The following is a 24,346-nucleotide window of genomic DNA, read 5'->3' as shown; positions in this document are numbered from 1 at the left end:
AGCAGAATTAGAACGAAATATCTTTTTTTCTACATTGGAACAGTTGAAAGGATGGGGCGAGGAGCAATTCTTTATGGCCGATGACATTCGGACTGGCGTGCTGTGCAATTGAAATGATGGGAGTAGGCTCATCACATTATGATTTAGATCGATTTGGGTCATTTTTTCGGACTTCACCAAGGCAATCGGACGTCATGATTGTATCGGGAACGGTAACGAAGAAGATGGCTCCTATTGTTCGGCGCTTATATGATCAAATGCCCGAACCGAAATGGGTTATTGCGATGGGATCTTGTGCGACAGCAGGTGGTCCGTATGTAAATTCATATGCTGTTGTAAAAGGTGTAGACCAAATTGTACCAGTTGATGTGTATATTCCTGGTTGTCCCCCAAATCCAGCTGCTTTAATTTATGGAATTAATAGATTAAAAGAAAAAATTCGTTACGAAGCAAAGACCGGGAAGCAGGTGACGAATAAATGAGTAATCCAAATAAAGATTTAGAGGAGTTGAAAAAAGAAGCAGCTAGGCGTGCAAAAGAAGAGGCGAGAAAACGCCTTGTAGCGAAACACGAGGCAGAAATAAGTAAGCTTGAGGAAGAAGGTCAAGAAAAAGAGAAAGCGCTACCAAAAAATAATGATATTACTATAGAAGAAGCAAAACGACGTGCAGCAGCAGCTGCCAAAGCAAAAGCGGCGGCGTTAGCGAAGCAGAAAAGAGAAGGAACAGAAGAAGTAACGGAAGAAGAAAAAGCGAAAGGCAAGGCGAAGGCGGTGGCAGCGGCCAAGGCAAAAGCGGCAGCGTTAGCGAAGCAGAAAAGAGAAGGAACAGAAGAAGTAACGGAAGAAGAAAAAGCGAAAGGCAAGGCGAAGGCGGTGGCAGCGGCCAAGGCAAAAGCGCAGCGTTAGCGAAGCAGAAAGAGAAGGAACAGAAGAAGTAACGGAAGAAGAAAAAGCGAAAGGCAAGGCGAAGGCAGCAGCGGCTGCCAAAGCAAAAGCGGCGGCGTTAGCGAAGCAGAAAAGAGAAGGAACAGAAGAAGTAACGGAAGAAGAAAAAGCGAAGGCGAAGGCAGCGGCAGCATTGGCGAAGCAGAAAGCCTCGCAAGGTGATGGGGATTCGGGAGATGAAAAGGCAAAGGCAATTGCAGCGGCAAAAGCAAAAGCAGCAGCGGCTGCAAGAGCGAAGACAAAGGGGGCTGAAGGTAAGAAAGAGGATGAGCCGAAGCAGGAAGAACTGTCCGTAAATCAGCCGTATTTAAATCAGTATGTTGAGGCTATTAGGGAGAAGTTAGGAGAGGGTGCATTAGTAGATTCCTATATTAATAAACTGTCAAAGGATGTGCCAACTCTTGTGGTGGATCCCGAAAAATATTATGAAGTGATGGAGTTACTGCGATTCCATGAGGGACTTGCTTTTGATTATATGTCAGAGCTACATGCGACGGATTTTGTGACACATATGGAAGTGTATGTTCATTTGTTTTCATATGGTAAGAAACAATCGGTAGCGGTGAAGGTAAAGCTAGACCGGGAAGCGCCGCAAGTCGAATCTGTGACAGCGCTTTGGAAAGGGGCTGACTGGCCGGAGAGAGAAGCGTACGATTTGCTCGGTATTGTATTTAAAGGGCATCCGAATTTAACGCGTATTTTAATGCCAGATGATTGGGTAGGATATCCGCTTAGAAAAGACTATGAACCGTATGATGTGGAGGTGTAGCTATGATCCGCACGGAAGAGATGCTTTTGAATGTAGGACCTCAGCATCCGAGTACACATGGTGTGTTCAGGCTCGTAATTAAGATTGACGGGGAAATTATTAAAGAAGCTACACCGGTTATTGGGTATTTGCATCGCGGGACGGAAAAGATTGCTGAGAGCTTACAGTATACGCAAATTATCCCTTATACAGATCGAATGGACTATTTATCAGCCATGACGAATAATTACGTCATTTGCCATGCTGTAGAGACGATGATGGGGCTTGAAATTCCGGAGCGTGCCGAATACTTGCGAGTACTTGCGATGGAGCTAGGAAGAATTGCGAGCCATCTCGTTTGGTGGGGGACGAATCTTCTTGATATAGGAGCGGTCAGCCCGTTTCTGTACGCGTTTCGTGAACGAGAGATGATTATAAATTTATTAAATGAATTATGCGGGGCACGGCTTACTTTTAACTATATGAGAGTTGGTGGTGTGAAGTGGGATGCGCCAGATGGTTGGATTGAAAAGGTGGAAGAGTTTGTTCCGTATATGAGAGAGCAACTGGCAGGTTATCATGATCTTGTTAGCGGTAATGAGATTTTCTTAAATCGTGTGAAAGGCGTTGGTATATATAGCGCGGAAGAAGCGATTTCGTATTCTTTAAGCGGAGCAAATTTGCGGTGCACTGGAGTAAACTGGGATCTCCGCAAAGATGAGCCGTATTCGATTTATGATCGTTTTGATTTTGATATTCCTGTTGGAAGCGTGGGAGATGCTTGGGATCGCTACGTTTGCCGAATGCAAGAAATCGAGGAGTCTTTAAAGATTGTTGAGCAAGCGGTTCAGCAGTTCCCGAAAGATGGAGCTGTGCTGGCAAAAGTACCGAAAATTATTAAGGCACCTAAGGGAGAAGCGTTTGTACGTATCGAATCGCCGCGCGGAGAGATTGGTTGTTATATCGCTAGTGACGGAAAGAAAGAGCCGTACCGTTTGAAGTTTCGTAGGCCATCTTTTTATAACTTGCAAATTTTACCGAAGTTATTAAAAGGTGAAAACATCGCTAATTTAATTACGATTTTAGGTGGAGTTGATATTGTACTTGGGGAGGTTGATGGCTAATGATTGAGACGCTCTTACAATCACCTTCAAGCTGGACGAATTTCTTCATTTTTTTCGGATTAGCGGTACTTCTACTATTTGCAGTCCTTGGCTTCGTTACATATGGAATTTTGGCAGAACGGAAAGTGATGGGGTTTATGCAAGGGCGGATTGGACCAAACCAGGTTGGAGGCCGATTCGGTTTACTGCAAACGGTAGCTGATGTTTTAAAACTATTATTGAAAGAAGATAGTATTCCGAAAGCAGCAGATAAACCGCTGTTTATATTAGCGCCTGTCATTGCATTTGCACCAGCATTTATGGTGCTTGCAGTTATCCCGTTCACTGATAAATTTCAATTTGCAGATATTGGAGTCGGGTTACTTTATTATATTGCTGTTTCCGGTATTACGACGATAGGTGTTGTAACTGGGGGATGGGCATCGAATAATAAATATTCCCTTTTAGGAGGGATGCGTGCGGCGGCGCAAATGATTTCTTATGAGATTCCGCTCGTAATGAGTGTAATTGGTATCGTTTTGTTAGCTGGTAGCCTGAATTTAAATGAGATTGTAGCGGCGCAGGAGAAGGTTTGGTACATTTTCGTACAGCCAATTGGCTTCGTCGTTTTCTTAATCGCAGCAGTTGCAGAGTTAAATAGGACGCCGTTCGATTTGCCAGAAGCGGAGTCAGAACTTGTTTCTGGATATCATACGGAATACTCAGGGTTTCGCTGGGCGTTTTTCATGCTTTCAGAGTACGTATATTTCTTCGGGATGGCATCGTTAATTACAGTGCTCTTTTTAGGAGGATGGAATCCAGTCATGTTTCTTGGATTTATCCCAGGTGCCGTATGGTTTGCTTTGAAATTTAGCAGTGTAGTCTTTCTATTAATTTGGTTCCGCGTTACGTTTCCGCGTATAAGAGGTGACCAGTTAATGGAATTTGGATGGAAAGTATTATTGCCGATTGCACTTGCAAATATTTTCTTAACGGCATTGATTAAGGAGTTATTCTTCTAATCTATGAGGGGGGTGCCAGTAAGAGATGAAAGGACTATTTAAAGGGTTAAAATATACATTAAGTAATTTGAGTAAGAAGAAGGTAACGTATGATTATCCAAATCAACCGTTGCCGTTGCCAGACCGTTTTCGGGGGATTCAAAAATTTTATCCGGAGAAATGTATTGTTTGTAATCAATGCTCTAACATTTGTCCGACAGACTGTATTCAGTTAACAGGAAAGAAACATCCGGATCCTACGAAAAAAGGGAAAATTATCGACACGTACGATATTAATTTTGAAATTTGTATTCTTTGTGACTTATGTACAGAAGTTTGTCCGACAGAGGCAATTGTCATGACAAATAACTTTGAACTCGCGGAATATTCACGTGATGATTTATTTAAAAATTTGCAGTGGCTTGACGAAAACGACGAAAACGTCAGGAAGGAGAATAAGGCATGAATGGCGAGTTTGTAGCATTCTTTATACTATCCTTGTCTGCAATTATCGGCGGTGTTCTTATGTTGAACTTAACGAAAGTTATGCACATGATGCTAGCTCTCGTTCTAACATTCCTCAGCATTGCAGGTTTGTATTTTCTTTTATCAGCCGAATTTATAGGCGTTGCACAAATTTTACTTTACTCTGGTGCAATCACAATTATTATGATTTTCGGCATTATGTTAACGAAACATAACGCGGAAAATGAATCGCGTCTTACTCTTCGAAAATGGATTATCTTCTTTGCAGTTGTAGCATTTGGAGCGGTTATGTATTTCGCTGTTAATAATGTTGATTTTGCAAATGAAAGCACACAAGGAAGTTTACCTCTCCATGAAAACAACACACTTCAAATCGGTACGCTTCTCTATTCAAAATATATTATCCCATTTGAACTAACTTCAGTTATTTTACTTGTAGCACTCGTTGGCGCGATTATACTTGCGAAAAAGGACGAGAAAGAGGAGGAATCCAATGAGTAGCGTTCCAGCTTCTGCATATTTAACACTTGCGATTATTTTGTTTTGCATCGGTCTATTTGGAGCTTTAACAAAGCGGAATACAGTAATCGTATTAGTTTGTATCGAATTAATGCTGAATGCTGCCAATTTAAACTTAGTGGCGTTTAGTAAATTAGGCTTATTTCCGAATTTAACAGGTCAAATTTTCTCACTGTTTACGATGGCTGTAGCGGCAGCGGAAGCGGCGGTAGGGCTCGCTATTTTAATTGCTTTATATCGTAATCGTACGACAGTTCAGGTGGATGAAATGGATACGCTCAAAGGATAGCATTGTGACCGAAAAAGGGGGAAGGAAACAATGATCGATTATGCATGGCTCATACCGCTTTTCCCACTCGTTTCGTTTTTGTTACTTATTATATTCGGGAAGAAAATTAGAGAAGGAAGCAGCGTACTTAGTATTTTTTTCGTCTTTCTCTCCTTCATACTTGCGGTACTTGTGTTAATAGAAAGGTTTTCAGAAGCAAGCGTGAAGCATAGGTGGGTGTGGCTTAGAGCTGGAGATGTGGATATATCATTCGGCTTTGAAGTGACTGCATTAGGAGCTTTAATGTTATTTATCGTTACGCTTGTGAGTCTGCTTGTACATGTGTATTCGAAAGGTTATATGAAAGGTGATGAACGATTACCAACCTTTTACGCATATTTAGGACTCTTTACATTTGCGATGTTAGGGCTTGTTATATCAACGAATTTATTACAGCTTTATATATTTTGGGAATTAGTTGGCCTTGGTTCATTTTTACTTATTGGTTTTTATTTCTTTAAAGAAGAAGCGAAGGCTGCTGCAAAAAAGGCTTTTATTATGACACGTATTGGTGATGTTGGTTTATTTATCGGGATGATTTTAATTTTTTGGTACGCAGGTAGTTTTGAATATGACGCAATATTTAGGGCGATTTATACAGGTGATCTACCTCCTTACATGATTACAATAACAGCGATATTAATTTTTATCGGGGCGATGGGGAAATCAGGTCAATTCCCGCTTCATACATGGTTGCCAGATGCAATGGAAGGGCCAACGCCCGTTTCGGCACTTATTCACGCAGCGACGATGGTCGCTGCTGGCGTATATTTAGTAGCAACGATGTTCCCTTTATTTTCAGCAAGTACAGTGGCGATGCAGACCGTGGCAATCGTTGGAGCTTTCACTGCAATCTTTGCGGCCTCTATCGGTCTTGTGCAAACAGATATAAAGAGGGTGCTTGCTTATTCGACAGTTAGCCAGCTCGGTTATATGATGCTTGCGTTAGGTTCTGCCGGCTATGTAGCTGGTATATTCCATTTAACGACACACGCTTTTTTTAAAGCACTACTATTTTTGGCAGCAGGAAGTGTAATTCATGCTGTGCATACGCAAAACATTAATAAAATGGGCGGTTTACAGAAGAAGATGAAAGTAACTGGTATGCTATTTTTAACAGGTACCCTCGCCATTAGCGGTGTTCCGCTGCTTTCCGGTTTTTTCAGCAAAGATGAAATTTTAGCGGCGACTTGGATGAATGGCAATTACGTTTTATTTACTTTAGCAGTAATTGCAGCGTTTTTAACAGCGTTTTATATGTTCCGTCTATACTTTCTTGTCTTTACCGGAGAAGCGAAGACGAAGGAAGAAGTGCATGAATCGCCTCGCGTTATGACGTATCCAATGCTTGTTCTCGGCGTTCTTGCGGTAGTGGCAGGATATATAAATACACCTTGGTTTGGGACGTTTCTCGGAGATTGGTTGACGAAAGATGTAGGGTTTAAGGTTGAAGAAGCGCATGGATCAGTTTGGATTATGATTGTTGCGACACTCGTTTCATTTGCGGGAATCGCTCTTGCATATTTCATATATGGCAAGAAATCAATTTCTAGAGATTGGGCTGGGGGTACGGAAACATCGCTTTATAATCTTTTGAAAGAAAAATATTATGTCGATGAACTATACAACATGACGGTGATCTCTATTACGAAAGGAATCACTCATGTGCTTCGCTTATTTGAAGTGTATGTAGTCGAAGGAATTGCAGTTTTAATTGGAAGTGTAGTTAAAGGCACAAGTAATCTTGGCTCGAAACTTCAAAACGGGAATGTACAAGTGTACGGTACTGTAACGGCGGTTTCGCTCGCTGTACTCGTCATTATTTTGCTCTATACGGGAGGGGATTTACGATGAATGATTTGTTGTTAACGTTCTTCATTTTTTCCCCGCTTTTAGGAATTTTATTGCTTGTATTAACACCGAAAAAGGAATTGCGTACAGTGCGAGCGCTTGGCTTATTTGGGACGGCACTTCCATTTGGAATCGCTATAGTCCTCGCTTGTACATATGCTTCTGGAAAGAATTTGTCACTATTTGATGAAAAGGTGAAATGGATTAAGTTCGGAGATTTAACAGCGGTGGATAAAAGGTGGTTTTCTATTTATTACGAGCTCGGTATTGATGGTTTGTCACTTGTCATGATGGTACTGACGGCTCTTCTAGCGATGCTTGCAGCAATTGCAGCCTTTTCTATTAAAAGAAATTTAAAAGCATTTTATATGTTGTTACTCATGCTAGAAATAGGAATGCTCGGTGTCTTTGCTGCTCAAAATTTAATGTTGTTTTTTATCTTCTTTGAAATTACGTTGCCACCAATGTTCTTATTAATTGGAAAGTGGGGAAAATTGTCGAGTGAAAAGGCTGCGTATAGTTATTTAATATATAACGGTATTGGCTCAGCTATTTTGCTCATTGTTTTCTCAATTTTGTTTGCGAAAACAGGTACAACAAATATTGTGGAGCTGAAAGAGATATTAAGAAGCGTAAACGCAGAGGGAGCACTCGTCATCCCAAGTAGTTTGCAGCTTAGTGTATTTATTGCCATAATGATTGCTTTTGCAATTAAACTACCTGTTTTTCCGTTGCACCGCTGGATGGTCAATGTACACATAGAAGCGCATCCAGCTGTAGTTATGCTTCACGCGGGTGTTTTGCTGAAGATTGGAGCGTACGGTATTATTCGCTTCGGGAAAGGGCTATTCCCGGAATATTTTCACGATATTGCAACGCTAATTGCTATATTAGGCGTAATCAATTTATTATACGGTGCCTTTTTAGCGCTCATCCAAACGGACTTTAGGAAAGTACTGGCTTACTCTAGTATTTCGCATATGGGAATTGTGTTAATGGGACTTGCTTCACTTAATGCACCTGGTACACAAGGAGCACTATTCCAAGTTGTATCACATGGTTTAATTGCAGCCTTGCTTTTCTTCCTACTCGGTGTTATAGAACAACGGTTTGGAACTTCGGATATTACGGTGCTAGGCGGACTTGCGAAAAGTGTACCGATACTTAGCGGATTCTTTTTAGCAGGAGGAATGGCTTCGCTTGGATTACCAGGGATGTCTGGGTTTGTTAGTGAATTTCTTGCCTTTCTCGGTTTATTTCAAGGAGAGCCCGTCATTGCTGCAGTCGGTGTGATTGGCATCATTTTAACCGCTGTATATGTATTAAGGGCGACACTTCAAGTGACATTTGGAAAGAAAGAGTGGGAAGCAAAATCTGATATACACGGATGGGAGTATGTCCCTGTTTTACTACTTATCTTTTGTATTATTGCAATTGGAGTTATGCCAGAGATACTAGGGGATCCGCTTCAAAATACATTGAAAACATTGGGGGTGAAATAGGATGGATATGAATACGTTACTTAGCTTATCGTGGTATCTAATGGTGCCAGAATTTATTATTCTCGGCGCCGCCATCCTCCTTTCCATATGTGATTTGTTTTTTAAGCTGAACCATAGATATGTAGCTCTTGGTGCGATTGCTGCCATCGTATTAGCAATCGTGTCATTAATTACTCTATATAGCGAACCAGCGGGAGATATTTTAAATGGATCGTTTGTGTTAGATGGATTTTCAAAAGGGTTTAAAACGTTGCTATTAGGTGCCTCAGCTCTCATTTTATGCACCGCAATGAGCGATGATAAGAAGAATCCAATTGAAGATAAAGGTGAATATTATTACTTATTTTTAATGGCACTTCTTGGCGCGATGTTCATGGCTTCTAGTGTTGATTTTATTACCCTTTTCATTGGTTTGGAGTTACTTTCACTTTCTTCCTATATCTTAGTAGGAATACGAAAAAAGAGCCGTGCATCAAATGAAGCGGCAATGAAATATGTCATTAGCGGAGGAATTGGAACAGCGATCACGCTCTTCGGAATGAGTTATTTATACGGTATTACAGGTTCAACTAACATTGTAGATATGCAAAAGGTACTCACTGGGGAGCTTGCTAGTGGTATTCAGTTATTGTTAGCTCTCGCATTTCTTTTATTGCTAGTGGGTCTCTCATTTAAAATTGCCACAGTGCCGTTTCATATGTGGGCACCTGATGTGTATGAAGGAGCGGCTACACCTGTTACTGCTTTTCTTGGAACGATTTCTAAAATTGCTGGGTTCCTACTCATTATTCGTTTGTTCCTTATGGTTTTTGCAAGTGTATTAATACAAGGAGATATGCAATCTTTATATGGGCATATGAGTATATATATTGCGGTGCTAGCAAGTATTACGATGATTGTTGGGAATGTAGTTGCGTTAAAACAATACAATATAAAGCGTTTATTTGCTTATTCGGGCATTGCTCATGCAGGATATTTACTCGTTCCACTTGTGGCATTATCACCATTTACGATGGATAGCATGTGGTTTTATATGCTGGCATACATGCTTATGAATATAGGTGCATTTGCTATCATCCACGGCTTAATCTTACAAAATGATGAGGAAAATATAACGATTTTCACAGGTTTATATAAAAGGTCACCATTTGCAGCGATTATGATGACAATCTTTATTTTATCGCTGGCTGGGATACCAGGAACGGCTGGCTTCATTGGAAAGATTAACATCTTTTTAGGCGCGCTTCATGTAGAGCCAGCACATTACGTACTAGCTTCGATTATGATGGGTACGACAGTTGTTTCATTCGTATATTATTTCCGTATTTTACAACAAATGTTTTTCCGCACGGGAGAGACAGAAGAGAGGATACGGTTACCGTTAAATATAAAGGTTGTTATGAGTCTTTGTGCAATTTCGATTGTAATACTAGGGATTATGCCGATGATTGGGTACAATTTCTTTTATGAATATTTTCCATTAATGAAAGATTTCTTCTTCTTAGGGAACGTGGTACAATAGTGAAAATAAAAGGTGTGGAGTCAGTACTCTGCGCTTTTTATTTTGTGTTAACTTGTAATGTAGATATACGTTTTTGGAAAGAAAATCACGATGTAAAATGTAAGATGTCTATGTGCATTTGAAAAAGTGTAGCTCCTACTTATTATGGTATCGTTTTTATATTCTTTCATAAGTAGTAGCTGAGTAAAAAGGGGTCGATTTTTTGGCACAACTTTTAGGGCAACAAGCACTGATTGCCATTGTTTCGCATTTATTGTTTATTACCATTACGTGGTGGGCCTTACAAGGCATTCACATTGAGCGTTTAATGAAGTCCGGAAAAGTGCTGCAGACGCGAGTATTACTCATCTTAATTACAATTGCAATTGGGACATCTGTAAGTAACTTTTTCCTTGATTATTTAGGCTATTCGAAGAGTTTAACGTATTTAGTAAAGTAAGTGTATAGAACCTCAAATCTCCGTTAACAATGGGGATAGGAGGGGATGAAATTGAAGCTTAAAGCCATTCTTATTGTTGCACTTAGTGTTGTTTTATTTTTGGTTGGATATAGAGAGATGAAACCGATAAGCGATGAACAGAAAATGGAGAGCATGATCAAGGCTTTAGAGAAAAATGATGCTAAAGTAGAGAAATGGTCATGGTTAGCGAGAGAAACAAAAACAATTTCTAACATACATACGTTTCAAAAGTTGTTAAACGATGTGAAGGAAAAGGCAAATATTCAAAAGTGGGAAGTAGAGCAATCTCCAGATGGATATAAAGCTACATCCTATAAAAAGTTTGCTTCTCATGAAGAACGAGTAGTAGTAACTTGGAGTAAAGAAAATACTAAAGAAAACACTTTCATTATCTTTGAAGTGAGTGGGGCGAAATGGGACCCGAAGTATGTTCAAAAAGTGAATAAAATTTTTAGTGAAAAACCTATAATTTACACTTGTGTTCAAGGTGTACTGAATGATAAGATTGAAGGTGTTTTGCAAAATAAAACCAATCAGGTTTTGAAAGATCTTTCAGCAAGAGCGATCGAACAAGTAGAAGAAAGAGCATTTGTGTCAGTCTCCGCATACAATAAAAAGTGGGATGACGCTCTTTCAACAAATAGAGAGAAAATAAATGTGCAAATAGCAATACGTTCTACAGACAACAAAGATACAATTGTGGTTGGCACACCGATCATAACTTCTGAGTATTGAGTGAATAGATACTGAAAAAAGGACACGGAGGGGAATAATTTGGAAAAGATCATCGTCCGTGGCGGAAAGCGGTTAAACGGCACAGTGCGTGTTGAGGGCGCAAAAAATGCTGTATTACCTATAATCGCTGCAGCCCTATTAGCGAGTGATGGAAAGAATGTACTATCTGAAGTACCAGTTTTGTCTGATGTATACACAATTAATGAGGTATTACGTCATTTAAATGCTGAAGTCGTATTTGAAAATAATCAAGTAACAATCGATTCTTCTAAAGAACTAAACATTGAAGCACCATTTGAATATGTACGTAAAATGCGTGCATCTGTTCAAGTAATGGGACCATTATTAGCACGTAATGGTCGTGCTCGTATTGCACTTCCTGGTGGATGTGCAATCGGTTCACGTCCAATTGACCAACATTTAAAAGGCTTCGAAGCAATGGGAGCAAAAGTACAGGTTGGTAACGGTTTTGTTGAGGCATATGTTGAGGGAGAACTAAAAGGAGCTAAAATCTACTTAGACTTCCCAAGCGTAGGCGCGACAGAAAACATTATGTCTGCAGCTACATTAGCAAAAGGGACAACAATTCTTGAAAACGCAGCGAAAGAACCAGAAATCGTTGACTTAGCTAACTTCTTAAATGCGATGGGAGCGAAAGTACGCGGAGCTGGAACTGGAACGATTCGTATCGAAGGCGTTGATAAATTATATGGTGCAAACCACTCTATTATTCCTGACCGTATTGAAGCGGGAACATTCATGGTTGCAGCAGCAATTACTGGTGGAGACATCTTAATTGAAAATGCTGTACCTGAACATTTACGCTCAATTACAGCGAAAATGGAAGAAATGGGTGTTAAAATTATTGAGGAAAACGAAGGTGTACGTGTTATCGGCCCAGATAAGTTAAAAGCGGTTGATATTAAAACTATGCCTCACCCAGGTTTCCCAACAGACATGCAATCACAAATGATGGCATTATTACTACAAGCTGATGGAACAAGCATGATTACAGAAACGGTATTCGAAAACCGCTTTATGCACGTTGAAGAATTCCGTCGTATGAATGCTGATATTAAAATTGAAGGTCGTTCTGTTATTATGAACGGTCCAAACAGCTTACAAGGTGCTGAAGTAGCAGCAACTGATTTACGTGCTGCAGCTGCATTAATCTTAGCTGGTTTAGTATCAGAAGGTTATACTCGTGTAACTGAGTTAAAACATCTTGACCGTGGCTATGTAAACTTCCATAAGAAATTAGCTGCATTAGGTGCAACTATTGAACGTGTAAACGAAAAAGTAGAAGAAGTGAAAGAACAAGAAGTTTCTGATCTTCACGCTTAATTGAAATAGTCTCTATGTCTTTTGACATAGGGGCTATTTTTTTGGTTATTACTGTTATAGTCAATAAATTCTATACTTATGCACGTACCAGTAAAAATATTTAGAAAATTTCCGTTTTATACTCTTCCCCTTAAGTATGTTCTAAAAGAAAGAGTTGTTCCATAAGAATGAATGGAGTAAAGCTTTTATATTGGGGGAAAATAGGATGAAATTTTCAAAGCCACTTTTTATTACAGTAGCGCTCTTAATAGCGCTCGTTATTATTGTACCTGCAGCCCTTGTTATTCCATTTGCGAAAGCAAAAGTAGGGGAAGAAACGGCCTCTAAAACTCCTCCAGCGATAGAAAGTATACCAGCTCCAGGAAAAGTAGATACAGCTGTTCAAGTTGCTGTATATCGCGAAAAACAGAAGAAGGTAGAAACATTACCAGTGGAGGAGTATGTGACAGGTGTAGTAGCTTCTGAGATGAATGCCAGTTTTGAAATAGAGGCACTAAAGGCACAGGCATTAGCAGCAAGAACATTTGTAGTACAGCGTATGCTAAGCGGAGGAAAGAAAAATAATGCAGACGTGACAGATACGGTGAAAGATCAAGTGTACAAAAGCAAAGATGAATTGAAGAAGCAATGGGGTAATAACTACGAAAATAATTTGAAGAAAATCGAAGAAGCCGTTTCGAAAACAGCAGGACAAGTTTTAACGTATGATGGAAAACCAATTTCAGCATCCTTCTTTTCAACGAGTAATGGTCGAACAGAAAATGCAGCTGACTATTGGGGAAATGATTATCCGTACTTGAAAAGTGTAGATAGTCCGTGGGATCAAGCCTCTCCAAAGTTTACGAGCGAGCAAACATTTACAGTAGCTGATTTTCAAAAACGTCTCGGTGTGAAAGTGCTAGCAGACGGGAAGATTGGAAATATTAAAGACCTTACGGAAGGAAAGCGCGTAAAGGATGTAGCTTTTCAAGGAAAAACATTAACAGGAAAAGAAGTTCGTGAAAAGTTAGATTTACGTTCGTCTGATTTCACGTGGAAACAACAGGGAGATAAAATCATCGTTACGACGAAAGGCTTCGGTCACGGCGTTGGTATGAGTCAATACGGGGCGAACGGCATGGCAGCGGAAGGAAAGAAATATACAGATATCGTCGCTCATTACTATAAAGGCGTTGAAATAAAGACGATGAATGATTATGAAGGAAAATTGATGGTGAAGAAATAGGTGTCAGAACTCTGGCATCTATTTTTTCTGTTTAAAATATCATAATTTTCCATTAACTGTTTGATATAATAGGATAAAAAGGCATTTGGGGGAAATGAAATGGCGTTACTAGAGTTGAAACAATTAGGGAAGACGAACCAGTTACCGGCAATTGAGCTAAAGGTTGAGAAAGGACAATGTATTGTTTTGCAATGCAATAATCATACAGCTAAAGTGTTACACCGCATTATTATTGGTGAAGAAGAAGCTTCGACTGGCAATGTACTGTTTGAAGGAGAAGTGATTGGAAAGAAAAATTATTCCCGCATCGGTTTTTGTTTTTTGAAAGATGAGGCATATGATCGTTTGAAGGTGAAAGAATACTTTAAGTTTTTAATAGGGCTTTATGAATCAAAGATAAGTATAGAAGAAGTTGTGCAGTCTGTTGGTCTCCTAGATAAGCTAAACGTTAAAATAGAAAAACTATCATTTTCAGAGAAGAGTCGTCTTCATATTGGACGAATGATGATTCATAACCCGGATTTAATCATTTTGGAAGAACCGGAGCAAAATGTAGATATAGAGAGTACGGTTATTATTCGAAAAGCAATTATGAAAATGAAAGAGCAAGGAAAGGCAATCTTTATTACGTCATCATTTCTATCGGATGCCCTTTCGTTAACAGAGGATGTATACATATTAAACAACGATGGTGTGAAAAAGATAGAAATTGAGCAAGAGGAAGTGGAAGAAGTCGGTGAAGAAAAAGTCATTCAAATGATTCCGCAAATGAAATTAGAAAGAATACCTGCGAAAGTGAACGATAAAATCATTTTACTTGATCCGATGGAAATCCATTTCATTGAAACGCAAAACGGAGTAACGCATATTCACGTTCGTGAAGGTGATTTCGTATGTGCCTTAACATTAAGTGAACTAGAAGCAAGATTAACAGGTTTTGGTTTCTTTAGATGTCACCGCTCTTATCTTGTGAATTTACAAAGAGTACGAGAAGTGATTACGTGGACTCGTAATAGTTTTAGTTTAATTTTGGATGACGAAAGAAAAAGTTCAATCCCGCTTTCGAAAGGACGCATGGATGAATTAAAAGGCGTGATTGGGCTATAAAAAGTGCTTCAATAAGCTTAACATGCGATTTATTCACCGGTAAAAATACTCCTTTTACCGGTATTTTACTGCGTAAACCCTTTGTTTTTCATATGATTGAGTCAAGAAAAGCGAAACAAACGAACGAAAAGCGCTAAAGCGACTTTCATCTATAAAGAAGAAAAACAAAGGGGATGAAGAAATGACATTGGCAATTGAAATGAAAGATGTAATGAAAAGTTTCAACGAAAAAACGGCACTTCGAAATGTAAATATTGAGGTGAAGCAAGGAGAGATATTCGGATTCCTTGGACCGAGTGGATCTGGTAAGACGACAACAGTAAAAATTTTAACTTCTCAATTGCTTCATAGTGTTGGAACGGTAAGAGTATTAGGGAAAGATATTACAGGACCAAGTAGCATCGATTACAAACGAATTGGTATTTTAACAGATAACAGCGGCTTATATGAAAGACTTAGCATTTATGATAACTTACTATTATTTTGTGACTTATATGATTGCAAAAAAGAACGAATCGATGAAGTACTAGCACAAGTGAATTTATTAGATGATAAAAAAACACCAGTAAAAAAATTATCAAAGGGAATGAAGCAACGCGTCACACTAGCAAGAGCAATCCTTCATAAACCAGATATCCTCTTCTTAGACGAACCAACATCTGCACTTGATCCAGTAAACGTACAAAACATTCATAAAATCTTAAAAGACTTAAATAAAGAAGGAACGACGATTTTCTTAACGACTCACAACATGGACGAAGCAGAAACGCTTTGTAACCGCATTGCCTTCCTGTGTGGCGGAGAGATTGTAGCACTTGATACACCGGAGAACCTTCGCTTACAATACGCGAAAGATCAAATACAAGTCGTGTTAAAGGATAAGAAGAAAGAAACGGTACAAAAAGATGAATTAGGTGCAAAACGTATTTCAGAATGGATGAAAAAGGGCGAACTGTTATCTATTCATTCACACGAACCAACGCTAGGCGATATCTTTATTGAAGTTACTGGGAGGGGATTATAATGACATTTTCAATGAGACGTATATCAGCTATTTTTAGAAAAGAAGTACAAGATTTTAAGACAAATTCACAAGTGTTGTTAATGGCATTTTTACCAATTATACTTTCATTTTTGTTTAGCAGATTTGGAGTGGGAAAGGAAATGTTAGGCATTACTACTATAACGGCCTTCCTATTTGTCGCAGGCTTTGTTCAATCTATGGTAATTGCAGAAGAAAAAGAAAAACATACATTACGTGTATTAATGCTATCACCGGCATCTTCGGTTGAAGTTCTAATTGGAAAAAGTATATTAACAGTATGTTTGACATTGGGCATTTGTATTGTGAACTTATTTATTTTGGATCAATTCAGTGGAAATCTATTATTGCTAGGATTTATTTTCTTATGTGGAACAATTCTATTTATTGTGATTGGAACAATGATTGGATTGTTAGCTGCATCTGTACCACAAACATCAATAATTGGAATGCCGATATTAATGACGATGTATTTGGCTGTACAGTTTGAGCCGATGGTTGAAAATAAAGTAATTAAGACGATGATTGGATATCTTCCAACATCTCATATTGTGAAAGCACTTAACAGTTTAGTAGGTGGGGCGGGATTTAGTAGTATTAGTGGGCATGTATTAAATGTTGCAGTTTGGCTTATTATATCGCTCTTTGTATGTTTAATCGTATATAAAAAGAAACAATTAGATTAAAAACTGAGCCAAAAGTGCTTAGTTTTTTCTTTTTTCTATCATTTCCTCGGAAATTTTGCAATTCTCATACATATTTTTACAGATTTTGTCGAAAAGTAATTAGTTATACGTTGTATAGGATACGTGAATATTGTTCAAAATGATTGCTGAGGTGATGATGGAATGCGAGGAAGAAATAATAAAAAGTCGCAAAAGGTAGTACATTTATTTCAAAAAAGATGGGTGTTTCCGGCACTATACATTGCTTGTGCAGCGGTAATCTTAATGGTTGCGCTATGGTTCCAAGGAGCTAATCCGAAGAAGACTCCAAACCACGATCAAGCAACACCGTATACACAATCGGAAGATCCAGCAGTACCAGTAACGAAATCTTCAGAAGTAGTGAAAATGCCAGCTGCCGCGAATGTGGAAGTAGTCGTACAGAAGAAATTCTATGAAGATGCAGCAACTGAGGCGGAACAAGAAAAAGCACTTGTCTTTTATAACAACACATATTCCCCAAACAAAGGAATTGACATTGCTGCGAAGAATGGAAAAGAATTCAATGTTGCTGCTGCTTTAAGTGGTACAGTAACGAAAGCTGAAAAAGATTCACTTCTTGGTTATGTTGTAACAGTTGATAGTGGAAATGGTGTAGCGGTATCTTATCAAAGCTTAGGCAGTGTGAAAGTAGAAAAAGGTGCAAGAGTTGCACAAGGTGAAGTATTAGGAACATCCGGTCTAAGTGCAATGAATAAAGAGGCAGGCTCTCACGTTCACTTTGAAGTACGTAAAGACAATGTGGCTGTGAACCCTGAACGTTACTTAAATAAATCAGTAACAGAAATTAAAGCTGATGCAGGTGCTGCAAAGGCAACGAACGCTTCTGGTAAAAAAGCTGATGACAAATCTCAAAAAGAAGAGAAGTCAACGAGCACGAAACCAGAAAGTAAAACAGAAGACAAATCTCAAAAAGAAGAGAAATCAACAAGCGGTTCAACTAGTGACAAAAAAGAAGAACCGAAGAAAGAAGAAAAATCAACAAATGGTTCTACAGAATCATCTAACGATTCTTCTTCACAAGAATAAGAAAGTGAAAAAATCAGTTCTCACTAGGAGAGCTGATTTTTTTATTTTTATATAAAAATACTCAATTTCGAGAAAAAAGTTGCAATAACAAGGAAAAATGACGAGATTCTCGAATATATATTACAAAAGGGAGGGGATACTGTGTCATTTTTATTTGTTCTGTCGACTGCTATTATTTTATTGTTTGTTTTATTCACTTTATATTATTATATTGCCGGTAAGAAAGAGGTTCCCCACCATCAATTATTAGAAGAAGAGTTTGAAAGAGAAGAATGACGCCTTATATATAAGGTGTCATTTTTTTTCGCCAAAATAGTAACTGTTAACGTATTTCTCACAAAAAAATGTAATTTTTCTTAACTTAGTCCGCAAAAATAGTGAACATGTAGCATATATCAGTAGTGCGGGCAATACAATGGTATAAACCAAAGCAAAGAGAGTGTTTGAGGTGAGAAATCGTGAATCATTTCATTATAAATCCAAGAATGTTTAACGCTTACAAACAGCACTCACACTTACTTCTTAGTCGTATGCAGCGAGGCTCATTTCACCCTTCTCACATCCAAATTAGGGAGGCGAGTGGTGTGCACGATTACATCAAAGAGAGAACTATCAAGATTGGTAAGTATATCGTGGAGACAAGAAAGACAGTGCGTGTCATTGCAAAGGAATTTGGGGTATCAAAGAGTACAGTCCATAAAGATTTAACAGAACGTCTACCAGAAATTAATCCAGAGCTCGCAAATGAAGTGAAAGAAATTCTTGATTATCATAAGTCTATTCGTCATTTAAGAGGGGGAGAAGCAACAAAACAAAAGTATAGAAAAGAAGATGTAGAGAAGCCTGTACGTCAATAATGTTACAGTAGCAAACATTCCGTTCACATTCGGTAATATTTTTCAGAAGAATTCTTTTTGCGAATATTACGTTTCTGTTAAATTTATGATAAAATCAGAAATTAGGTGAAAAGAATTCGGGTGTAACCTGATTTTGAATATCGAGGAGGAAAAAACGGGAATGTTTGCGCGAGATATCGGAATTGACCTAGGTACGGCTAACGTATTAATTCATGTTAAAGGTAAGGGTATTGTATTAAATGAGCCATCTGTTGTGGCAATTGATCGTAATAGTGGTAAAGTATTAGCAGTCGGTGAAGAAGCGAGAAGTATGGTGGGACGTACGCCTGGTAATATTGTAGCAATTCGTCCGCTTAAAGATGGTGTAATCGCAGATTTCGAAATTACAGAAGCAATGTTAAAGTATTTCATTAACAAATTGGACGTAAAGAGCTTCTTTTCAAAACCTCGTATTTTAATTTGTTGTCCAACAAATATTACATCAGTAGAACAAAAAGCAATTCGTGAAGCTGCTGAACGTTCAGGTGGTAAAACAGTATTTTTAGAAGAAGAACCAAAAGTAGCCGCAGTTGGTGCTGGTATGGAAATCTTCCAACCAAGCGGTAACATGGTTGTTGATATTGGTGGAGGTACAACAGATATCGCTGTACTATCTATGGGTGATATTGTTACCTCTTCCTCTATCAAAATGGCTGGCGATAAGTTTGATATGGAGATCTTAAACTATATTAAACGTAAGTATAAGCTATTAATTGGAGAACGTACTTCAGAAGATATTAAAATTAAAGTTGGTACAGTATTCCCAGGTGCACGTAGTGAAGAGCTTGAAATTCGCGGACGTGACATGGTAACAGGCTTACCACGTACAATTACAGTATGCTCTGAAGAAATTACAGAAGCATTAAAAGAAAATGCAGCTGTTATTGTACAAGCTGCAAAAGGCGTATTAGAGCGCACACCACCAGAATTATCTGCAGATATCATCGACCGCGGTGTTATTCTAACAGGCGGTGGAGCTTTACTACACGGTATTGACATGCTTCTAGCAGAAGAACTAAAAGTACCGGTATTAATTGCTGAAAACCCAATGCACTGCGTTGCGGTTGGTACAGGTATTATGTTAGAGAATATCGACAGATTACCAAAGCGTGCTTTGAGATAATTTGAAAGAACTAAGGCTAATGCCTTAGTTCTTTTTTCGTTTTTATATTTTTTTATTTTGTTTTTTTGCGAAAATGGAAGGAAAATAGAGAAATATGAAGGAAACAGGTAAAATATTCATATATATGGTTAAATTTAATATTTCCTTATTTGAAAACGTTTATAATATAATGAGTCGAATACGACATTAAGGCAAATAATGTTTCAATACATATTGCCTTTCCCTAATTTGGGCATACACTCTTTTCTACCTCCGTGTCAGTTGCAAAAATGTGCAACTATTTTAATGGAATAGAGTGTGTGCATTTTTTTTAGGAAGTTGTGCTAAATATAAAATGTTACTTTGTAATGACAAACAATAAACAAAATGGGATAATAGCAATATGTCCAAGTGGTAAGACCAATATTACAAAAGGGGCGATTGTTACATGCTAAATATAGAACAAATTAAAGAAATCATTCCTCACCGCTATCCATTTTTACTTGTTGATAAAATATTAGAAGTAGATGAAGGGAAAAGAGCGGTTGGGATTAAAAATGTATCCGCAAACGAAGAATTCTTTAACGGACACTTCCCTGATTATGCAGTTATGCCTGGTGTACTTATTGTAGAAGCATTAGCACAAGTAGGAGCAGTTGCAGTATTAAAGAAAGAAGAAAACCGCGGAAGACTTGCTTTCTTTGCAGGTATCGACAATTGCCGTTTCAAAAAACAAGTACGCCCAGGTGATCAGCTTCGTCTAGAAGTAGAAATGACACGCGTACGCGGCCCAATTGGAAAAGGAAAAGCAATCGCAACAGTAGATGGTGAAGTTGCATGTGAGGCAGAAATTACATTTGCGATTGGTGATAAAAAAGAATAGAAATTAAAAAATCTCCTTGTGAAAAGACAAGGAGATTTTTTAATTTCTGCTATATAACGATGAAACGATAATTTACAAACTAATCAGAAAATATCTTGTAAATAGATGGTAATTACCATATACTTACTTTATTATTTATCTAGAAAATAGGATAAGTGATAAAGGTAATAAAGAAATAAGGGCATTGTCATATTGTTAAGGTACTTAAATAAGACAAAGTAGAAGGTTATTGATTATGATGAAATGTGGGGAACTCAGCAAGAATATTAATTAGACGTATGAAATCGAGCATAAGAGAGAGAAAAGGGAAATGTCGCATTTCACAAAAGGAGATTATCAATATGTTCGGGAGAAAGAAAAGAAAACCATTACGACAATTAATTACACATAAAGAGCCTAAATCGCGTATTACAGAACAATACCGCAACATTCGCACAAACATTGAGTTTACATCTATAGATAATCATGTTCGTTCTATTATTGTTACTTCAGCCGATCCAGGTGATGGGAAAACAACAACAATCGCAAACTTAGCAGTTGTTTTCGGACAACAAGGAAAGAAAGTTTTATTAATTGGAGCTGATTTGCGTAAGCCGACGATACAAAACTTATTTGCCATTCATAATTCAAATGGGTTAACGAACTTATTATCAGGACAAGCAAAACTTATGCAATGCATTCAAAAAACAGATATAGAGAACGTATACTTAATGGCAGCAGGTCCAATCCCGCCAAACCCAGCAGAACTATTAGGGAGCCGGGCAATGGACGAGGCGTTGCTAAAAGCATATAACATGTTTGATATTATATTAATTGACACACCACCTGTCCTTGCGGTTACGGATGCACAAATACTTGCGAATAAATGTGATGGAATCGTACTCGTTGTACGAAGTGAAAAGACGGAAAAAGATAAAATCGTAAAAGCGAAACAAATATTAGATAAAGCATCAGGAAAACTACTAGGTGTTGTTTTGAACGATAAAAGAGAAGAAAAAGAGCAGTATGGTTATTACTAAAATATGAAAAAGCCAACAAAAAAATGTTGGCTTTTTTGTTTTCTGAAAATTATTTATCAAGTTATACAATGTAAAAAGCATGATATGATAAAATTTTTGGGAAATCATTGGAATGTGTTGTCATATTTAAGATTATTTTGTAAGATTAAACTTGTTTCTTGTGAACAAATATAGAACTGAATTATTAAAAATAAAAAATGTAAGATTTATATGTTATAATTTTTCCTATGTGTAAATTTTAGAAAGTTGGAGGAACCTATGGAAGAAACAATTAGTTTAAAAGAGTTATTTCATATCTTAAAAAAACGTTTAGCAATGATCCTCGTAATCGCCTTTGGTGCAGCTATTGTAAGTGCTATCATTAGCTTTTTCTTCATGACGCCAATCTATCAATCTTCGACGCAAATTCTTGTTAACCAGAAGAAGCAAGAAGGGGCAGCGATTCAGTTAGGGGAAATTCAATCAAATATTCAATTAACGAATACATATAAGGTTATTATTAAAAGTCCAGTAATCTTAGATCGAGTAAATGAAAAATTAAATTTAAATATGACAGCACAAGCTTTAACAAAGAAGATTAATATTGCGAATGAAAAGGATTCTCAAGTTATTTCTGTTACAGCTGAGGATAAAGATCCGAAACTAGCTCGTGATATTGCGAATGCAACTGCAGATGTATTTAAAGATGAAGTTGCAAAAATTATGAATGTTGATAACGTAACAGTGCTATCTAAAGCAGAAGTTGCAGAAAATCAATCTCCAATTAAACCACGTCCAATGTTAAATGTGGCAATTGCTTTCGTTGTTGGTTTAATGGCTTCAGTTGGTCTTGCATTCTTACTAGAATACTTAGATAACACAGTGAAAAAAGAAGAAGATGTGGAAAATTTACTTGGCTTACCAGTATTAGGAATTGTAGCTCGTATGGATGAAGAAACAATGAACGTGAAATCACACGCTCCATCATCAAGAAAAGTGAGGGGACAAACAATTGGCTCTTAATTTATTTAAAAAGAAAAAAAGTCATCGTCAACGCCGTCAATTAATTGCTCATCAACAACCGAAATCACCAATTTCAGAACAATATCGTAATATTCGAACGAATATTGAATTTGCAGCTGTTGATATGAATTTACATTCATTACTGGTAACATCTGCGAATCCGAGTGAAGGGAAAACAACAACGACAGCGAATATGGCAGTTGTGTTTGCTCAACAAGGAAAGAAAGTATTATTAATTGATGCAGATATGCGTAAACCAGCAATGCATCAAATGTTCCAAGTAGATAATATTTTTGGACTCACGAATGTATTAACACATAGTGAACGTTTAGAGAAATGTGTACAAACGACATCTATAGATAATCTAAGCTTTTTAGCATGTGGTCCAATCCCACCAAATCCAGCAGAATTGTTAGGGTCAAAATCAATGAAAGAACTTCTTGGACAAGCATACAGTATGTACGATTTGGTTATTTTTGATATGCCGCCAATTTTAGCTGTAACGGATGCGCAAATTATGGCAAATGTATGTGATGCTTCTATTCTTGTTGTTCGTAGTGAATCAACAGAGAAAGAAACAGCAGTAAAAGCAAAAGGATTATTGGAGTCTGCAAAAGGTAAATTGTTAGGTGTTGTTCTAAATGACCGTGAACGTGAACAAGGCTTATATTATTACTACGGTGCAAACTAGTTTTAAAGTGAGATATGGTAAAAACATATCTCCTTTTTTCCCTTGAGTATGAGCGATATCTCATATTCAAGGGAAAAAAGATCTTTATAGGAGAGAGGGAGGATGAAACAAATGATAGATTTACATTGTCACATTTTACCTGGTATCGATGATGGTGCACAGACAGTAACAGATAGTTTAGCAATGGCACAACAAGCTGTTGCAGAAGGAATACATACAATTGTCGCAACGCCGCATCATCAAAATGGAAAATATGTAAATGAACGTACCCCAATTATTCATCACGTAAAACAACTAAATGATGAACTACAACAACATAATATTCCACTTACTATTTTACCTGGGCAAGAAGTCAGGTTATATGGCGATTTATTAGAAGACTATGAAGCTGGTAAAATCGTTACTTTAAACGAAACAAATAAATATATATTTATTGAATTTCCATCTAATCACGTACCACGTTATGCCGAAAAATTATTCTACGAATTACGTGTAAAGGGAATGATTCCAATTATTGTTCATCCAGAACGTAATGCCGAGTTAATCGAGCGGCCAGATAAGTTATATAACATTGTAAATAAAGGGGCATTAACGCAAGTAACGGCAGGCAGTTTATCGGGGAAATTTGGCAAGAAAATTAAAAAGTTTTCACTACAACTTGTAGAACATAATTTAACACATATGGTCGCTTCAGATGCACATAATACGACGTCAAGAGGATTTCATTTAGCGGAAAGCTATGAATTAATTGAGAAAGAATTTGGAACGAGTGTTATGAGTGATTTGAAAGAAAATCCGTACTTATTAATTAGCGGGAAGGCAATTTACAAAGAAGATCCAGAACAAATTCGCCGTAAAAAATTGTTCGGTATTTTTTAAATAAAAATTGGTGATGTCTCCTAACCGTTATCAATGGGGGCACTCGGTCGTGCTGTGGGTAGAAATTTTTATTTCGAACCTACCTTAGACGCTTGTCGTCGGGAGTATGACGTGAGGGTGGGTTAGATGCCCATAATTTATTTGTAATAGAAACTCTACCTATGGAGTTATAAACATGACTCTATAGGTAGGGTTTTTGTT

At 37.8% G+C, this 24,346-nt stretch carries 24 protein-coding genes and 2 pseudogenes; all 26 read left to right on the top strand.

Going from position 1 to position 24,346, the window contains the following annotated elements; genetic code table 11:
• Positions 1-19: 19 nt before the first annotated feature.
• The 26 genes and pseudogenes from AXW78_RS25435 (at position 20) to AXW78_RS25305 (ending at position 24,145) form a co-directional block, all read left to right on the top strand.
• Positions 20-482, top strand: a pseudogene (locus AXW78_RS25435) (NuoB/complex I 20 kDa subunit family protein).
• A pseudogene (locus AXW78_RS33060) lies at positions 479-1,715 on the top strand (NADH-quinone oxidoreductase subunit C). The pseudogenes AXW78_RS25435 and AXW78_RS33060 overlap by 4 nt, the downstream one beginning before the upstream one ends.
• A 2-nt stretch (positions 1,716-1,717) precedes the next feature.
• Positions 1,718-2,818 (top strand): NADH-quinone oxidoreductase subunit NuoD, encoded by a 1,101-nt coding sequence (nuoD, locus tag AXW78_RS25420; protein ID WP_000621434.1) that lies wholly within the window; start codon positions 1,718-1,720, stop codon positions 2,816-2,818.
• The gene (gene nuoH, locus AXW78_RS25415; RefSeq protein WP_000573426.1) at positions 2,818-3,819 is read left to right on the top strand and encodes an NADH-quinone oxidoreductase subunit NuoH; all 1,002 of its coding nucleotides are present in this window, start codon (positions 2,818-2,820) and stop codon (positions 3,817-3,819) included. Before nuoD ends, nuoH begins: the two co-directional genes overlap by 1 nt.
• A gap of 25 nt (positions 3,820-3,844) precedes the next feature.
• Positions 3,845-4,264 (top strand): NADH-quinone oxidoreductase subunit NuoI, encoded by a 420-nt coding sequence (gene nuoI, locus AXW78_RS25410; protein WP_000677191.1) that lies wholly within the window; start codon positions 3,845-3,847, stop codon positions 4,262-4,264.
• A complete protein-coding gene (locus tag AXW78_RS25405) occupies positions 4,261-4,785 on the top strand; it encodes an NADH-quinone oxidoreductase subunit J (protein ID WP_001012813.1) in 525 nt (174 codons plus the stop codon). Before nuoI ends, AXW78_RS25405 begins: the two co-directional genes overlap by 4 nt.
• On the top strand, positions 4,778-5,092 hold the full coding sequence (nuoK, locus tag AXW78_RS25400; protein WP_000100079.1) for an NADH-quinone oxidoreductase subunit NuoK: 315 nt from the start codon (positions 4,778-4,780) through the stop codon (positions 5,090-5,092). Before AXW78_RS25405 ends, nuoK begins: the two co-directional genes overlap by 8 nt.
• A gap of 30 nt (positions 5,093-5,122) precedes the next feature.
• Positions 5,123-6,985 carry an NADH-quinone oxidoreductase subunit L gene (nuoL, locus tag AXW78_RS25395; protein WP_061884788.1) on the top strand — a complete coding sequence of 621 codons (1,863 nt, stop codon included), beginning with the start codon at positions 5,123-5,125 and terminating at the stop codon, positions 6,983-6,985.
• On the top strand, positions 6,982-8,484 hold the full coding sequence (locus tag AXW78_RS25390) for an NADH-quinone oxidoreductase subunit M (RefSeq protein WP_061884787.1): 1,503 nt from the start codon (positions 6,982-6,984) through the stop codon (positions 8,482-8,484). The genes nuoL and AXW78_RS25390 overlap by 4 nt, the downstream gene beginning before the upstream one ends.
• 7 nt (positions 8,485-8,491) lie before the next feature.
• Positions 8,492-10,006 (top strand): NADH-quinone oxidoreductase subunit NuoN, encoded by a 1,515-nt coding sequence (gene nuoN / locus AXW78_RS25385; RefSeq protein WP_061884865.1) that lies wholly within the window; start codon positions 8,492-8,494, stop codon positions 10,004-10,006.
• A 202-nt stretch (positions 10,007-10,208) separates the two neighbouring features.
• Positions 10,209-10,445 carry a DUF1146 family protein gene (locus AXW78_RS25380; RefSeq protein ID WP_000057889.1) on the top strand — a complete coding sequence of 79 codons (237 nt, stop codon included), beginning with the start codon at positions 10,209-10,211 and terminating at the stop codon, positions 10,443-10,445.
• A gap of 51 nt (positions 10,446-10,496) precedes the next feature.
• Positions 10,497-11,201: a YwmB family TATA-box binding protein gene (locus AXW78_RS25375; RefSeq protein ID WP_431307476.1), complete on the top strand. Its 705-nt coding sequence runs from the start codon at positions 10,497-10,499 to the stop codon at positions 11,199-11,201.
• A 39-nt stretch (positions 11,202-11,240) separates the two neighbouring features.
• Positions 11,241-12,545: a UDP-N-acetylglucosamine 1-carboxyvinyltransferase gene (gene murA / locus AXW78_RS25370; protein WP_000411274.1), complete on the top strand. Its 1,305-nt coding sequence runs from the start codon at positions 11,241-11,243 to the stop codon at positions 12,543-12,545.
• A 205-nt stretch (positions 12,546-12,750) separates the two neighbouring features.
• Positions 12,751-13,770, top strand: a complete 1,020-nt coding sequence (gene spoIID, locus AXW78_RS25365) for a stage II sporulation protein D (protein WP_000672661.1) — start codon at positions 12,751-12,753, stop codon at positions 13,768-13,770.
• Between the two features lie 99 nt (positions 13,771-13,869).
• On the top strand, positions 13,870-14,877 hold the full coding sequence (locus AXW78_RS25360) for a LytTR family transcriptional regulator DNA-binding domain-containing protein (protein WP_061884785.1): 1,008 nt from the start codon (positions 13,870-13,872) through the stop codon (positions 14,875-14,877).
• Positions 14,878-15,058: 181 nt separating this feature from the next.
• Complete coding sequence (locus AXW78_RS25355) at positions 15,059-15,901, top strand: ABC transporter ATP-binding protein (RefSeq protein WP_061131864.1); 843 nt, start codon at positions 15,059-15,061, stop codon at positions 15,899-15,901.
• Entirely contained in the window at positions 15,901-16,605 is a 705-nt protein-coding gene (locus tag AXW78_RS25350) for an ABC transporter permease (RefSeq protein WP_061884784.1), read from the top strand. Before AXW78_RS25355 ends, AXW78_RS25350 begins: the two co-directional genes overlap by 1 nt.
• 162 nt (positions 16,606-16,767) lie before the next feature.
• Positions 16,768-17,673: a stage II sporulation protein SpoIIQ gene (locus AXW78_RS25345; protein WP_061884783.1), complete on the top strand. Its 906-nt coding sequence runs from the start codon at positions 16,768-16,770 to the stop codon at positions 17,671-17,673.
• Positions 17,674-17,814: 141 nt separating this feature from the next.
• Complete coding sequence (locus AXW78_RS25340; protein ID WP_000008901.1) at positions 17,815-17,949, top strand: hypothetical protein; 135 nt, start codon at positions 17,815-17,817, stop codon at positions 17,947-17,949.
• A 308-nt stretch (positions 17,950-18,257) separates the two neighbouring features.
• Complete coding sequence (gene spoIIID / locus AXW78_RS25335) at positions 18,258-18,530, top strand: sporulation transcriptional regulator SpoIIID (RefSeq protein WP_000544012.1); 273 nt, start codon at positions 18,258-18,260, stop codon at positions 18,528-18,530.
• Between the two features lie 160 nt (positions 18,531-18,690).
• On the top strand, positions 18,691-19,692 hold the full coding sequence (locus AXW78_RS25330; protein ID WP_000457978.1) for a rod shape-determining protein: 1,002 nt from the start codon (positions 18,691-18,693) through the stop codon (positions 19,690-19,692).
• A 427-nt stretch (positions 19,693-20,119) separates the two neighbouring features.
• On the top strand, positions 20,120-20,554 hold the full coding sequence (gene fabZ, locus AXW78_RS25325; RefSeq protein WP_000931959.1) for a 3-hydroxyacyl-ACP dehydratase FabZ: 435 nt from the start codon (positions 20,120-20,122) through the stop codon (positions 20,552-20,554).
• Positions 20,555-20,895: 341 nt separating this feature from the next.
• Complete coding sequence (locus tag AXW78_RS25320) at positions 20,896-21,573, top strand: CpsD/CapB family tyrosine-protein kinase (protein ID WP_061884782.1); 678 nt, start codon at positions 20,896-20,898, stop codon at positions 21,571-21,573.
• A 258-nt stretch (positions 21,574-21,831) separates the two neighbouring features.
• On the top strand, positions 21,832-22,575 hold the full coding sequence (locus AXW78_RS25315) for a YveK family protein (RefSeq protein WP_000393128.1): 744 nt from the start codon (positions 21,832-21,834) through the stop codon (positions 22,573-22,575).
• The gene (locus tag AXW78_RS25310) at positions 22,565-23,266 is read left to right on the top strand and encodes a CpsD/CapB family tyrosine-protein kinase (protein WP_061884781.1); all 702 of its coding nucleotides are present in this window, start codon (positions 22,565-22,567) and stop codon (positions 23,264-23,266) included. Before AXW78_RS25315 ends, AXW78_RS25310 begins: the two co-directional genes overlap by 11 nt.
• Before the next feature lie 111 nt (positions 23,267-23,377).
• On the top strand, positions 23,378-24,145 hold the full coding sequence (locus AXW78_RS25305) for a tyrosine-protein phosphatase (protein WP_061884864.1): 768 nt from the start codon (positions 23,378-23,380) through the stop codon (positions 24,143-24,145).
• Positions 24,146-24,346: the final 201 nt, after the last annotated feature.

It is taken from the genome of Bacillus thuringiensis, from assembly GCF_001595725.1.
GTDB lineage: Bacteria > Bacillota > Bacilli > Bacillales > Bacillaceae_G > Bacillus_A > Bacillus_A thuringiensis_K.
The sequence above is the reverse complement of the archived record's forward strand: the minus strand, read 5'-3'. Positions and strand labels throughout refer to the sequence as shown.

What these genes read in the sequence shown, in the direction of transcription:
- nuoD (WP_000621434.1), top strand. Translation starts at nt 1,718, where the DNA reads ATGATCCGCACGGAAGAGATGCTTTTGAATGTAGGACCTCAGCATCCG.
- nuoH (WP_000573426.1), top strand. Translation starts at nt 2,818, where the DNA reads ATGATTGAGACGCTCTTACAATCACCTTCAAGCTGGACGAATTTCTTC.
- nuoI (WP_000677191.1), top strand. Translation starts at nt 3,845, where the DNA reads ATGAAAGGACTATTTAAAGGGTTAAAATATACATTAAGTAATTTGAGT.
- AXW78_RS25405 (WP_001012813.1), top strand. Translation starts at nt 4,261, where the DNA reads ATGAATGGCGAGTTTGTAGCATTCTTTATACTATCCTTGTCTGCAATT.
- nuoK (WP_000100079.1), top strand. Translation starts at nt 4,778, where the DNA reads ATGAGTAGCGTTCCAGCTTCTGCATATTTAACACTTGCGATTATTTTG.
- nuoL (WP_061884788.1), top strand. Translation starts at nt 5,123, where the DNA reads ATGATCGATTATGCATGGCTCATACCGCTTTTCCCACTCGTTTCGTTT.
- AXW78_RS25390 (WP_061884787.1), top strand. Translation starts at nt 6,982, where the DNA reads ATGAATGATTTGTTGTTAACGTTCTTCATTTTTTCCCCGCTTTTAGGA.
- nuoN (WP_061884865.1), top strand. Translation starts at nt 8,492, where the DNA reads ATGAATACGTTACTTAGCTTATCGTGGTATCTAATGGTGCCAGAATTT.
- spoIID (WP_000672661.1), top strand. Translation starts at nt 12,751, where the DNA reads ATGAAATTTTCAAAGCCACTTTTTATTACAGTAGCGCTCTTAATAGCG.
- AXW78_RS25360 (WP_061884785.1), top strand. Translation starts at nt 13,870, where the DNA reads ATGGCGTTACTAGAGTTGAAACAATTAGGGAAGACGAACCAGTTACCG.
- AXW78_RS25355 (WP_061131864.1), top strand. Translation starts at nt 15,059, where the DNA reads ATGACATTGGCAATTGAAATGAAAGATGTAATGAAAAGTTTCAACGAA.
- AXW78_RS25350 (WP_061884784.1), top strand. Translation starts at nt 15,901, where the DNA reads ATGACATTTTCAATGAGACGTATATCAGCTATTTTTAGAAAAGAAGTA.
- AXW78_RS25345 (WP_061884783.1), top strand. Translation starts at nt 16,768, where the DNA reads ATGCGAGGAAGAAATAATAAAAAGTCGCAAAAGGTAGTACATTTATTT.
- AXW78_RS25330 (WP_000457978.1), top strand. Translation starts at nt 18,691, where the DNA reads ATGTTTGCGCGAGATATCGGAATTGACCTAGGTACGGCTAACGTATTA.
- fabZ (WP_000931959.1), top strand. Translation starts at nt 20,120, where the DNA reads ATGCTAAATATAGAACAAATTAAAGAAATCATTCCTCACCGCTATCCA.
- AXW78_RS25320 (WP_061884782.1), top strand. Translation starts at nt 20,896, where the DNA reads ATGTTCGGGAGAAAGAAAAGAAAACCATTACGACAATTAATTACACAT.
- AXW78_RS25315 (WP_000393128.1), top strand. Translation starts at nt 21,832, where the DNA reads ATGGAAGAAACAATTAGTTTAAAAGAGTTATTTCATATCTTAAAAAAA.
- AXW78_RS25305 (WP_061884864.1), top strand. Translation starts at nt 23,378, where the DNA reads ATGATAGATTTACATTGTCACATTTTACCTGGTATCGATGATGGTGCA.